The following is a 13,098-nucleotide window of genomic DNA, read 5'->3' as shown; positions in this document are numbered from 1 at the left end:
CTATAAATTAGCAAAGGAGATGTTCATGAATATAAAAATGAAAAGAAAATATATCCTTATAACCCCGTTATTATTATCCGCATTATGTTTATCGGCCTGTGAGGACGCCAAAGAGAGACAGGTCACCATTGAGTTTATGCATTCTTCGGTCGAGCAGGAACGTCAGGTGGTCATTAATCAGCTGATTGCGAAATTTGAACAGGAAAATCCGCAGATCACCATTAAACCGGTGCCGGTGGAAGAAGATGCCTACAACACCAAAGTGATTACGCTGGCCCGTACCGGCGCACTGCCAGCCGTGATTGAAGTCAGTCACGATTACGCCAAAGTGATGGATCAGGAACAGCTGATCGACCGCGATGCCATCAGGCAGGTGATCGACGGCATAGGTGCTGATCAGTTTTATCCCGGCGTATTGCGCATCGTGCGCACGGAAGAAGGCGAGAATTACACCGGCGTACCGATCCATGGCTGGATACAGGGGATCTGGTACAACAAATCACAACTGGCTGACGCCGGATTCTCTGCGCCGCAAAACTGGCAGGATGTCACCCGCATTGCCACGGCATTTAATCAGCCCGCGCGGAAAAAATATGGCATTGCGTTACCGACCGCCGAAAGTGTTTTGACCGAACAGGCTTTCTCGCAGTTTGCGCTTTCCAACGATGCCAACGTATTGAATGCTCAGGGGCAAATCACGGTTAACACGCCGGAAATGCAGCAGGCGCTGGATTATTACCGTCAGCTCGCCACCTTCTCGATGCCTGGTTCCAATGACGTCATGGAAATCAAAGACGCCTTTATGAACGGCACGGTGCCGATGGCGATTTACTCCACTTATATTCTTCCTGCGGTGTACAGCGAAGGCAAAGCCGGTGACCTTGGTTTTGCCGTGCCGACTGAAAAATCCAAAGCCGTTTACGGCACCATCACCTCACTGACCATCTCCAACGGGCTGGATACGCCTGAACGTGAGGCCGCCGAACGGTGGGTGAGCTTCCTCGAAAAACCGGATAACGCGACAGCCTGGGTGCTGATGTCACCGGGTGCCGCATTGCCGGTGACCCAAGGCGTGACCGGTAATGCCACCTGGCAAAACAATCCGGTGATCAAGGCATTTGGCACGCTGCCGCAAATGCTGGTGAACGAGTTTGCCAACGTGCAGGTGTTCGGTTCCGTCGGGGAGAAAAACTTCGCAGCAATGGGCGATATCACAGGCTCTGCCGTGCTCAGCGAAATGCTCAATGGCGTGACCGTCGGGAAGAAGGATCCGCAGCAGTCACTGGCGGAAGGGCAAAAGCGTATCGAAGCACTGATGCAAAAACGCTAAACGGAGGAGCCTGAATTGTCAGGGAAGATCATGAAATCACGTAAATTTAACCATTCTGACGGTCGTTTTGCGCTGCTTCTGCTCGCCCCCAGCATCTTTTTGCTGGGGCTGCTGGTGGCGTATCCGATGTTGTCGAATATCCAGATCAGCTTTCTGCAAATCCCGCTGAATCCGCGTCTTGATAACCGGTTTGTCGGGCTGGATAACTACATCAGCATTCTCAGCGATCCGGGCTTTTATCACTCCTTGTGGGTGACGTTCTGGTACACCGCACTGGTCGTCGCGGGCAGTACCGGGCTGGGGCTGGGCGTCGCGTTGTTTTTTAACCGTGAGTTCCGCTTTCGCAAAACGGCGCGTTCGCTGGTGATTTTGTCCTATGTCACGCCTTCCATTTCGCTGGTATTTGCCTGGAAATACATGTTCAACAACGGCTACGGCATTGTGAATGTGATCGGTGCTGACATGCTGCACCTGTTCAGCGATGCCCCGCTGTGGTTCGACAATCCGGTCAGCAGCTTCGTGCTGGTGGTGTTGTTCGCCATCTGGCGTTATTTCCCCTACGCCTTTATTTCGTTTCTGGCGATTTTGCAGACCGTCGATAAATCCCTGTACGAAGCCGCAGGCATGGATGGCGCCAATGCCTGGCAGAAATTCCGCATCGTCACGCTGCCCGCCATCATGCCGGTACTGGCAACGGTGGTCACGCTGCGCGCGATCTGGATGTTCTACATGTTTGCCGACGTCTACCTGCTGACCAACAAGGTCAATATTCTGGGTGTGTATCTCTATAAAACCGCCTTCGCCTTTAACGATTTAGGTAAAGCAGCCGCCATATCCATGGTGCTGTTTGCCCTGATCTTTATCGTGATCCTTCTTGCCAGAAAACGGGTGAATATCAATGGCAGCAACTAACCGCAAGATCCTGCGCAAAGCGGGCTTTTATGCCAGCCTGCTGATTTTCCTTGGCGCGATGTTATTTCCTTTTTTCATCATGCTGATGACCTCGTTCAAAAGCAGTAAAGAGGCGATTTCCCGCCATCCGACGCTGTTTCCGCAGGAGTGGGATTTCCATCATTACGTGGATATTTTCAATCCGCAGATTTTCCCGTTCCTCAGTTACTTCAAAAACAGCCTGACCGTGTCGGTACTGGCGTCCGTGATCGCTGTGTTTTTCGGCATCCTGGGCGCTTATGCGTTGTCACGGCTGCGTTTTAAAGGGCGCGTCACCATCAACGCCAGCTTTTATACCGTCTACATGTTTTCCGGCATTTTGCTGGTGGTGCCGCTGTTCAAGATTATTTCGGCGCTGGGCCTGTATGACACCACTACCGCGCTGGTGATCACCATGGTGGTTCAGACCTTGCCGACGGCCGTGTTTATGCTGAAAAGTTACTTCGACACCATTCCTCACGACATTGAAGAAGCGGCGATGATGGACGGGCTTAACCGGCTGCAAATCATTTTCTACATCACCGTGCCGCTGGCGATCTCCGGCATCATTTCGGTGTTTGTGTACTGCTTTATGGTGGCGTGGAATGACTATCTCTTCGCCTCCATTTTCCTCTCCAGCTCTGCCAATTTCACCCTGCCTGTCGGCCTGAACACGTTGTTCAGCACACCGGATTATGTCTGGGGAAGAATGATGGCTGCCTCGCTGGTGACCGCGCTGCCGGTTGTCCTGATGTACGCGCTTTCGGAGCGGTTTATCAAAGGCAATCTTACTGACGGCGGCGTAAAAGGCTGACGTTAAAACGCATATTGACTGATTAAAGATGAAGGAATATCCGATGAAAAAACTGGTCGCAACCCAGCCGCGTGTGGCTGAACTGATGGATTATGAGGACCGCCCGGTCGCGGCATATGAAGTCAAAATTCGCGTGAAATTTGGCGCACCGAAACACGGTACCGAAGTGGTAGATTTTCGCGGCGTCAGCCCGTTTATTGACGAGGAGTTTTCGGCTGAATGGGGCATGTTTGTCCCCCGTCCGGCGGATGCGCCGCGCGGTATCGTGTTCGGCGAATTCCAGCTCGGCAACATGGTGGTGGGCACCGTTTGCGAAAAGGGCTGCGAGGTGACGGATTACGCGCTGGGTGATGATGTCTGTACTTACGGACCGCTGAGCGAAACGGTGATCGTCAACGCCGTGAACAATTACAAATTGCGCAAAATGCCCGCCGGTGCCTCATGGAAAAACGCCGTCTGTTATGACCCGGCGCAGTTCGCCATGAGTGGTGTGCGTGACGGCAATGTCCGTGTCGGCGATTTCGTGGTGATTGTCGGGCTGGGGGCGATCGGTCAAATCGCTGTGCAACTGGCGAAAAAGGCCGGTGCCAGCATCGTGATTGGCGTCGATCCGCTGGAAAAACGCGGGGAAATTGCGCTGAAAAACGGCGCGGATGCCGTGTTTAACCCGATCGGTACTGACATCGGGCTGGAGATCAAAAAACTCACCGGCAAACAGGGTGCGGACGTCATCATCGAAACCAGCGGCAATGCCCAGGCATTGCAGGCGGCGCTGCGGGGTATCGCTTACGGCGGCACTATTTCTTATGTCGCCTTTGCCAAACCCTTTGCCGAAGGCTTTAACCTCGGGCGGGAAGCCCATTTTAACAATGCCAAAATCGTCTTTTCCCGCGCATGCAGCGAACCCAATCCCGATTATCCCCGCTGGAGCCGTAAACGCATCGAAGACTCCTGCTGGGAACTGCTGATGAACGGCTACCTGAACTGCGAAGACCTGATCGATCCGGTGGTCACGTTCAGCAACAGCGTGGAGAGCTACATGAAATACGTCGATCAACATCCTGATCAGAGCATCAAGCTCGGCATCACTTTCTAAAAGGACTTAGACATGAAAATCGGTACACAAAATCAGGCATTCTTCCCGGAAAATATTCTGGAGAAATTCAAATTTATCAAGGCAATGGGTTTCGACGGTTTTGAAATTGACGGCAAATTGCTGGTAAATCATCTCGACGAAGTGAAAGCCGCTATCGCCCAAACCGGCCTGCCAGTGATTACCGCCTGCGGCGGCTATGAGGGTTGGATCGGTGATTTCATCGAGGAGCGTCGTCTGAACGGATTGCAGCAAATCACTGCGATTCTGGAAGCCCTTTCGCAGGTCGGCGGTAAAGGGATTATCGTGCCCGCCGCCTGGGGAATGTTTACCTACCGTCTGCCGCCGATGACCTCACCGCGCAGTCAGGCGGGCGACCGTCTGGCGGTCAGCGCATCCTTGCGGGAGCTGGAAAATGTCGCCAGACGCACCGGCACAACGGTGTATCTGGAGCCGCTGAACCGTTATCAGGATCACATGATAAACACGCTGGCGGAGGCACGCCGTTATATCGAAGAGGGGGCGCTTGAGCACGTCAAAATCATCGGTGATTTTTACCATATGAGTATTGAGGAGGATTGCCTCAGCGCTGCGTTCCATCAGCAACGCGATCTGCTCGGCCATGTACATATTGCTGACAATCATCGTTACCAGCCGGGCAGCGGAAGCATTGATTTTGGCCGCGCATTTCAGCAACTGAAAGAAGATGGCTACGACGGCTATATCGTCTACGAATGCCGCGTGCGGGCAGAAAATCCGACCCAGGCTTATCAGGATTCACTGACTTATCTTCGCAATTTACTCTGACTGACAGGCCGCGAAATGGAATTTATAACGAAACCGGCAGGAACGCTGAAAGTGGCGCTGGTGGGGGCGGGTCAGGTGGCGGAAAAGGTCCATGTGGCCTGTTACCGCCAGCTTCCGGGGCTTGAACTGGTCGCGGTGGTGGATTGCGATACGGCGCGCGCTCAGGCATTTGCCGGGCGCAACGGTATCGCCCGTGCCTTTACCTCACTGGAAGAGATGCTGGAGGCTGAACGGCCCGACATCGTCAGCATCTGTACGCCCAACCTTTTCCATCATCAGCAAGTGATCACGGCATTGCAGCACGGCTGTCATGTGTTCTGTGAAAAACCGCCTGCCATGACCGCCGCGCAGGCGCTGGAAATGTGGCAGGCGGCGGAACAGGCTGGCCGGCTTCTGGCCTATGACTTTCATCACCGTTTCGCCGAAGATGCGCGCATTTTACGCCAGAAAGTCGCAGCGGGAGAACTGGGTGACGTTTATGTCACCACCGCGCGTGCCCTGCGCCGCTGCGGCGTGCCCGGCTGGGGCAATTTCACGGATAAAACGCAGTCCGGCGGCGGACCGCTGATCGACATCGGCATTCATATGCTGGATGCCGCCATGTACGTGCTCGGCTTTCCGGCAGTGCGCAAAGTCACCGCGCAGATGTTTCAGAAAATCGGTAACCGCAAAAGTGAAGGGCAGTTCGGAAGCTGGGATCCGCAGAAATACAGCGTGGAAGATTCAGTATTTGCCGCGATTGAGTTCTGCAACGGCGGGTTGCTGCGTCTGGAAACGGCGTTTGCGCTGAATATTCAGCCGCAATCGGTGATGAATGTTGAGTTTTGCGGTGATAAGGCCGGTGCCACACTGTTTCCTGCCCAGGTGTATACCGATGAAAAGGGTGAACTGGTGAGGTTATTCCACCGGGAGGTTGCCGACGATCAGCGCCATGTGCGCAGCGTTCAGGCGTTTGTAGCGGCGGTTCGCGGGGAAACGGTGAGTCTGGCAGACGCGGAACAGGGATACCGGATCCAGCAACTGGTGGCGGCTGTCTATCAGTCGGCAGAGTCGGGGGAGAGCGTGTATCTATGATTCAGCCTCAGATCCTGCCCGAAGCACCGTTTTCACCACATCGCCTGAATAAGTACGGCAGCCTGCATACCTGCGGCAATGGCCGGATTGGTATCCGTGGCTGTCACGAAGAAGCCTATACCGATCAACAGCGGGGCATGTTTGTCGCGGGTTTTTATCACCGTGCGAATACGACCGAAGTCACCGAACTGGTGAATCTGCCGGATATTATTGGTATGCGCATTGAGCTGGACGGCGAAAGTTTATCGCTGCTTTCCGGCACGCTGCTGTCCTATCAGCGTGAACTGCGCATCATGAACGGTGAGCTGTATCGCGAACTGGTCTGGCAGTCGCCCGCCGGTCAGCGGTTCAAAATCGAAACCCGTCGTTTTGTGGCGCTTTCTCCGCTGGCGCTGGTGGCGAGCCGTTTAACTGTCACCGCGCTGGATGCGGATGCACATTTGTGCGTGAGCACCGGCATTGATGCAACGCTCACCAACAGCGGCAGACAGCATCTGAATGAATGTTCAGTTCGGGTTTTCGATCAAAACGTTTTACAAGGCGGTTATCAGACCACAGACGGCCAGCAGCAGGCGATCATCACCAGCCAGTGCCTGTTTCCTGCCCGCGCCAGCAGCAGTTTTTCGTCGAAAAACCGCCAGTTACTGCAACATATCAGCCTGCCGTTATCTGCCGGTGAAGTGGTGACGCTGGAGAAATTCAGCTGGATTGCCACGTCGCTCGACGCAGATTTCCTGCCAGAAAACACCTTCGCAGCACGCTGCCTGAAGGCCCTGCTGGCACACGCGCAGCAAGGTTACGGACACCTGCTGATGGAAAATACCCGCCACTGGCAGCATTACTGGCAGGCATCACGGGTCTGTGTGGCGTCAGATGATCCCCAGGATCAACGTGCACTGGATTTTGCGCTGTATCACCTGAAGCTGATGATCCCGGCGCATGACGCGCGCGCCAGCGTGGCGGCGAAAGGGCTGACCGGCGAAGGCTATAAAGGGCATGTTTTCTGGGATACCGAAATATTTATCCTGCCTTTTGCCCTGCTGAATGCGTCTGAACAGGCGCGAAAATTGCTGGAATACCGCTATCTGCATCTGGCGCAGGCGCAGGACAAAGCCCGGCAGAACGGTTATCAGGGCGCACTGTTTCCGTGGGAAAGCGCGTTCAGCGGCGAAGAGGAAACGCCTGAATTTGCCGCGATCAATATCCGTACCGGTCAGCGGCAACGGGTGGCATCGGCGCTGGCAGAACATCATCTGGTGGCGGATATCGCCTATGCCACGGTGGGCTATTTCCAGGCCACGCTCGACACGGAATTTATGCAACAAATGGGACTGGCGCTGCTGAAAGAAACCGCGCGGTTCTGGATGAGCCGCGCTGAATGGCGTGGCGACCGGCTGGCAATTCTCAACGTCATCGGGCCGGATGAATACACCGAACATGTTGATAATAATGCGTTTACCAATTATATGGCGCAGTACAACGTCCGGGAGGCCTGCCGGTATCTGCATGAATTTAATCATGAGGACGCCGCATTCTTTGCGCAGGCGGAAGATTTTCTGACGCACCTGTATCTGCCGCAGCCCGATGTGCAGGGTGTGATCGCGCAGGATGATTCCTTCCTCAGCAAACCGCAATGCGACCTGACAGCCTATAAATCCCGGCAGGGCACACAGGCCATTTTGCTGGATTATTCCCGTGCGGAAATCAACGAGATGCAGATTCTGAAACAGGCCGATGTGGTCATGCTCATGCAACTGCTGCCCGCACAGTTCACGCCACAATGTCAGGCTGCCAGTCTCAGTTTTTATGAACCGCGTACGATTCACGACTCTTCGCTGAGTAAATCGGTGCATGCGATTGTTGCCGCCCGGACCGGGCAGGTCGCACAGGCATTGCAGTTTTACCGCGAGGCGTGCCGCATCGATTTGGGCGAAGAACCTCACTCTTCGGACGACGGTATTCATGCGGCCGCCACGGCCGCTATCTGGACGGGGGCGCTGATGGGGTTTGCGGGGCTGGATTATCAGTCAGGCGAACTGCATTTCCGGCCCACGCTGCCGCAGGGCTGGACGCGGTTACAGTTTCCCCTTTGCTGGCGTGGAACGCGCCTGACGGTGTCTATCGAACCCCGGCAATTTACCCTCAGCAAAACGGATGCTCAGCCGCTGAAGGTCTGGATCAACGGCATCTCTCACACATTTACGGAAAGCCTCATTCTGAAAGGATCTCATGATGAAAACTGAACCCCTGCCGCGTGCCGTTATTTTTGACCTCGATGGTGTGGTGGTCGATACCGCGCACCTGCATTTTATGGCCTGGCAACGACTGGCGCAGCGTATCGGGATCCCCATCGATGCTGCGTTTAATGAGCAACTGAAGGGCGTCAGTCGTCAGGAATCGCTGTTGAAGATCCTCGCTGTGGGCGGAAAAACCGGAACTTTTACGCAGGCAGAATGTGACGCAATGGCGGCGGAGAAAAATGACGATTATGTCGGATTACTCGCCGGGCTGACCACGGCGGACATTTTGCCGGGGATCAGTGAATTGATGCACACGTTGCGTGACCAGGGCGTACTCACCGGTCTGGCTTCCGTTTCACAAAATGCCCCGCAGGTGCTCAGGGCGTTAGGACTGGAGCAGGCTTTCGATTATGTCGCGGACGCCCGCCGGATCACGCATTCCAAACCGCATCCGGAAATTTTCCTCAAGGTTTGCGAGGCGCTGAATATCGCGCCGCAGCATGCCGCAGGGATAGAGGATGCGCAGGCGGGGATTGATGCATTACGTGCCGGAGGCATTTTCTCGATTGGCATTGGCGCCACGCTGGAAGGGGCAAATCACCGTCTGGATTCTACCGACGGGCTGTCGTGGGCGGTTATCAGGCAACTATGGTTGCATCATCAGGCTGATATTTAAGGAAAAATTATGGCTCAGATTTCACTGCAACACATTCAGAAAATTTACGACAAACAGGTTCACGTGGTGAAGGATTTCAATCTGGAGATCGCGGATAAAGAATTTATCGTGTTTGTCGGGCCATCCGGCTGCGGAAAATCTACCACCCTGCGTATGATCGCCGGGCTGGAGGAAATTTCTTCCGGCGACCTGCTGATCGACGGCGTGCGCATGAACGACGTCGCACCGAAAGATCGCGAGATAGCGATGGTATTTCAGAACTATGCGCTTTACCCGCATATGTCCGTGTACGACAACATGGCGTTTGGCCTGAAACTGAGAAAGATTGCGCCGGAGGAAATCAGTCAGCGCGTGGAGTATGCGGCCCAGATCCTCGGGCTGAATGAGTATCTGGCGCGACGTCCGGGGGCGTTATCCGGCGGCCAGCGTCAGCGCGTCGCGCTCGGGCGCGCGATTGTGCGTGATGCCAAAGTCTTTCTGATGGACGAACCGCTGTCGAACCTCGATGCCAAACTGCGGGTACAGATGCGGGCCGAAATCAGCAAGCTGCACCATAAACTCAATACGACGATGATTTATGTCACCCATGATCAGACCGAAGCTATGACCATGGCGACGCGGATTGTGGTGATGAAAGACGGCATTATCCAGCAGGTTGGCGCGCCTAAAACGGTCTATAACCATCCACAAAATATGTTTGTGGCCGGTTTTATTGGATCACCGGCGATGAACTTTATCCGTGGTGCGCTGGATGGCAACTTTTTCGTGACGGAAAGTCTGCATATTCCGGTGCCTGAAGACAAACTGACGATATTGAATGCACGGGGTTATCAACGTAAACCGCTGGTACTCGGGATCCGTCCTGAAGATATCGCCGGTGCAGAGCAGCAGAACGCACATTTTGACGCGCGAATTACGGTGGCTGAACTGACCGGAGCAGAATTTATGTTGTATTGCTCGATTGGCGGTCATGAATTTGTCTGCCGTTCAAACGCTAATACTGATTATCAGGCCGGACAATTATTATCCCTGTGCTTTGATATGAATAAATGTCATTTCTTTGATTGTGAAACTGAGGAAGTCATTACCGCGCATTAATAAGTTATTTCACTAACGTGTATAAATAACACGAATTTTAAAAGAGGTTATCCGTTGTTTTAATATCCATCTGCCCCTACTGTAAAAGGAATTATTATAATGAAAATGAAAGTGGCTGCCGCATTATTATGCGGCACAGTCTGCTCGTCGGCTTTTTCCGCTGAGAGCGAAAGCGTAAATAAAAATGAAGATCATAATTCACCGGCAATGCTGACGCCGGTACCGATCGGTAACGTTGCGTTACCTGCTGAACCCTGGAAGGTGCAGATCGGCGCCATGCAGGAAACAGAGAACACAGAAGGTCAGGGCGATAAAGACGGCGCTTATGAACCGACGGTATTTGTTAACTTCAGCAAAGGAAAGTGGAACTTCTACGGCGCATTTTATCAGGAAGACCATAACGTCGATTACTCCGAAGATACCCGAAGTGACTGGTTTAATCAGGTCGAATTCGATATGCATTATCAGTTTGTGGATAACGCAGATTATGCGCTGGGGCTGATGCTCGGTTTCAGGAACTATCAGTGGCAATATAATGAAGATAAAAAGAAAGAGGGCAATTCTTATAATACCCAGCGTTATACCATTCAGCCAGACTGGTCGGTGTCGCTTAGTCCTGCGTTGAAATATAACGGCTGGATGGCGTTGTATAATTATTATAATAGTATGGACGATAACGGTTATCTGAATAAAGAGTTTGAAGGTGAAACCGGTTTGAAATACAGTTTCACCGACGATATCGCGATGCAGGTCAGTTATTATTTAGATCGCGGATGGAATACCGGTGACAGCCAGCGCGGGGAATTCGCTAAACAGGAAGCGCGTATCTATTTGCCGGTGAGCTTCGATCTTTTCTCCAGCGGGAAAACCGTGCTGACGCCTTATGCCCGCCGGACGCTGGATACCTATTATTACAATGATGATCGCGGAGAACGCGAAGGAGAAACCGATACGCGATTCGGGTTGTTAATCAATCAGCCTTTACCCAACGGTTTTGCCATCTCACTGGAATATGCCTACGAATTGCAGTTGCACGATAATACCGATGCCAGCGCCAATGCGAAGACCAAATTCCATTATACCGGTGTCGGTGTCACCTATTCTTTCTGATGCCTCTCATCACCCAACCGGAAGCTGTTTTCCGGTTGGGTTTTCTTATTTTCCGGCAGTGATTTCTATGGCGGAATGATTCACCACCAGCTGTGTCGGCACCAGCGTGCGGGAATGCGCGCCGGGACGATCGAAAATTTTATCGAACAGCACACCGCAACCCTGCCAGCCTAATTCGCGGATAGGAATTTCAATGCCGGTCAGCCCCGGAGACAGGATCGGCGAAATATTGTCGCTGCTGTAACCGGTGATGGAAATTTCATCGGGAATGATCTTTTTCTGTTCATGGGCGCGCGGTAAATGCTCATGACTTTCACGGCATCCGTGGCGAAAACGGCCGTCGGCGGATGCGCCTTTTGCAGCAATGTCGTCGCCGCCAGATAAGCGCTTTCGGTGGTATAACCGCCGTCAATCATCAGGCCCGGTTGCGCAGTCAGACCGGCATCCTGCATGGCGCGTTTATAACCGGCAAGGCGGTCAATGGAAACGTGATAATCCAGCGGCGCGTGCAGGCAGGCAATATCCTGGTGACCGAGCGAAATAAGATGTTCTGTCAGCCGGTAACTGTCCTGAAAATTATCGGTATCGACGGAAAAGACGTGCTGATATGTTCCTTCAATATTGCCAATCACCACCACAGGAACCTGATAATTATCTAACTGTTCCAGAATATATTCATCGGCGGGTGAACTGAGCATTATCACGCCTTTCACCATTTTTTCCGTTATTTTAGCGACACACTTTTGCAGATCTTCTTCGCTATTTTTGGACGTCTGCAAAATAACGTCAAAACCCTCTTCTTCCGCTCTCAGCGCAATGGATTGCAATATTTCGGAGAAGAAAGGGTTCCCGGCGGTTGTTTTGGTCGAACGGGTGGATATCACTAAAATCGCATCAAAACCTTTGGATGTCAGCGCCCGCGCCAGTTTGCTTGGCTGATAATTCAGCGTGCGGATAGCATCCAGCACGCGCTCACGGGCATCTGGCGAAATATTGGTTTGGTTGGTAATAACTCTGGAAACGGTAGATTTGGACACTTTTGCCAGACGGGCAATATCATAAATAGTGACTGCCACAATATATGCACCTCAAATATCCGTATTAAGGACGGGATATTGATAATACGGGGCAGGTCTGAGGTTGTCCATTTTCCCCAGACCTGATGTGGCGGATTATTACTCGTCTAATTTCAGCGGCGGCAACTGCGCAAAAATGCTCAGCAGGCCTTCGCCCCAGCCTTTGCGGATCATGTCGAAATACGGGTGTGTTTCGGTGATCCGGTGCTGTTGCGCGGCGCTGAAGCTGTCTGTCGGATAGGTCATCACATCCAGCGGCAGGCCGACGGAAAGATTACTGCGCAGTATGGAGTCCATCGAAATCAGCGCACATTGCATCGCCTGATCCAGCGCGGTGTCGTAGCTCAGTACGCGATCGATAATCGGCTTACCGTACTTACTCTCACCAATCTGGAAATAAGGCGTGTCGTGCGTGGCTTCGATGAAATTCCCCTGCGGATAAATGTGGAACAGCCGCTGGCCCTCACCTTTAATCTGTCCGCCGAGCAACAGATTGCAGCTGAAATCTGTATTGCCCCCCTGATTTGCGCCGCTGTCCCGTGCAATCACTTCACGCACCGTTTCACCCAGCAGGCTGGCGGCATCGTAAAGCGACTTCACGTTCAGCAGGTTTTCCCGCTCATCGTCTGCGCAGCGACGATGCAGCAGACTGATAATGCTCTGTGTGGTCGCCAGATTTCCGGCACTCTGGATCACCAGCACGCGTTCATCGCTTTGATGAAAAACATGCAGTTTACGGAAGGTGGAAATATGGTCCACTCCGGCATTGGTGCGTGAATCTGAAACAAACACCAGGCCAGAGGACAAGCGCATGGCCACACAGTAAGTCATAAAAAGGTTTCCTCAGGTA

General features: G+C 53.1%; 11 protein-coding genes and 1 pseudogene. 10 read left to right on the top strand and 2 right to left on the bottom strand.

Features of this window, described 5'->3' with window-relative positions; genetic code table 11:
* Positions 1-37: 37 nt before the first annotated feature.
* The 10 genes from UC14_RS06970 to UC14_RS06925 all read left to right on the top strand — a co-directional run bounded on the left by UC14_RS06970 (position 38) and on the right by UC14_RS06925 (position 11,172).
* Positions 38-1,330 carry an ABC transporter substrate-binding protein gene (locus UC14_RS06970; RefSeq protein ID WP_191996256.1) on the top strand — a complete coding sequence of 431 codons (1,293 nt, stop codon included), beginning with the start codon at positions 38-40 and terminating at the stop codon, positions 1,328-1,330.
* 30 nt (positions 1,331-1,360) lie between these two features.
* Entirely contained in the window at positions 1,361-2,242 is an 882-nt protein-coding gene (locus UC14_RS06965) for a carbohydrate ABC transporter permease (protein ID WP_013577196.1), read from the top strand.
* Positions 2,229-3,074 carry a carbohydrate ABC transporter permease gene (locus tag UC14_RS06960; protein ID WP_013577195.1) on the top strand — a complete coding sequence of 282 codons (846 nt, stop codon included), beginning with the start codon at positions 2,229-2,231 and terminating at the stop codon, positions 3,072-3,074. Before UC14_RS06965 ends, UC14_RS06960 begins: the two co-directional genes overlap by 14 nt.
* Before the next feature lie 43 nt (positions 3,075-3,117).
* Positions 3,118-4,170 (top strand): zinc-binding alcohol dehydrogenase, encoded by a 1,053-nt coding sequence (locus UC14_RS06955; RefSeq protein WP_112197447.1) that lies wholly within the window; start codon positions 3,118-3,120, stop codon positions 4,168-4,170.
* Between the two features lie 12 nt (positions 4,171-4,182).
* Positions 4,183-4,974: a sugar phosphate isomerase/epimerase gene (locus UC14_RS06950; RefSeq protein ID WP_015690503.1), complete on the top strand. Its 792-nt coding sequence runs from the start codon at positions 4,183-4,185 to the stop codon at positions 4,972-4,974.
* Positions 4,975-4,989: 15 nt separating this feature from the next.
* Positions 4,990-6,048: a Gfo/Idh/MocA family protein gene (locus UC14_RS06945; protein WP_112197446.1), complete on the top strand. Its 1,059-nt coding sequence runs from the start codon at positions 4,990-4,992 to the stop codon at positions 6,046-6,048.
* A complete protein-coding gene (locus UC14_RS06940) occupies positions 6,045-8,291 on the top strand; it encodes a glycoside hydrolase family 65 protein (RefSeq protein ID WP_112197445.1) in 2,247 nt (748 codons plus the stop codon). The genes UC14_RS06945 and UC14_RS06940 overlap by 4 nt, the downstream gene beginning before the upstream one ends.
* A complete protein-coding gene (gene pgmB / locus UC14_RS06935; protein ID WP_112197444.1) occupies positions 8,281-8,964 on the top strand; it encodes a beta-phosphoglucomutase in 684 nt (227 codons plus the stop codon). Before UC14_RS06940 ends, pgmB begins: the two co-directional genes overlap by 11 nt.
* Before the next feature lie 9 nt (positions 8,965-8,973).
* Positions 8,974-10,062: an ABC transporter ATP-binding protein gene (locus tag UC14_RS06930; RefSeq protein ID WP_112151035.1), complete on the top strand. Its 1,089-nt coding sequence runs from the start codon at positions 8,974-8,976 to the stop codon at positions 10,060-10,062.
* 99 nt (positions 10,063-10,161) lie between these two features.
* Positions 10,162-11,172: an OmpG family monomeric porin gene (locus UC14_RS06925; protein WP_013577188.1), complete on the top strand. Its 1,011-nt coding sequence runs from the start codon at positions 10,162-10,164 to the stop codon at positions 11,170-11,172.
* A 45-nt stretch (positions 11,173-11,217) separates the two neighbouring features.
* Here the strand turns inward: UC14_RS06925 and UC14_RS06920 are convergent.
* Together UC14_RS06920 and UC14_RS06915 are read right to left on the bottom strand one after the other, a co-directional pair.
* Positions 11,218-12,248, bottom strand: a pseudogene (locus UC14_RS06920) (LacI family DNA-binding transcriptional regulator).
* 99 nt (positions 12,249-12,347) lie between these two features.
* Positions 12,348-13,079 carry a proteasome-type protease gene (locus UC14_RS06915; RefSeq protein WP_112197443.1) on the bottom strand — a complete coding sequence of 244 codons (732 nt, stop codon included), beginning with the start codon at positions 13,077-13,079 and terminating at the stop codon, positions 12,348-12,350.
* Between the last annotated feature and the right edge of the window lie 19 nt (positions 13,080-13,098).

The sequence above is a fragment of the Rahnella sp. NRRL B-41462 genome (assembly GCF_003263525.1).
GTDB lineage: Bacteria > Pseudomonadota > Gammaproteobacteria > Enterobacterales > Enterobacteriaceae > Rahnella > Rahnella aceris.
The sequence above is the reverse complement of the archived record's forward strand: the minus strand, read 5'-3'. Positions and strand labels throughout refer to the sequence as shown.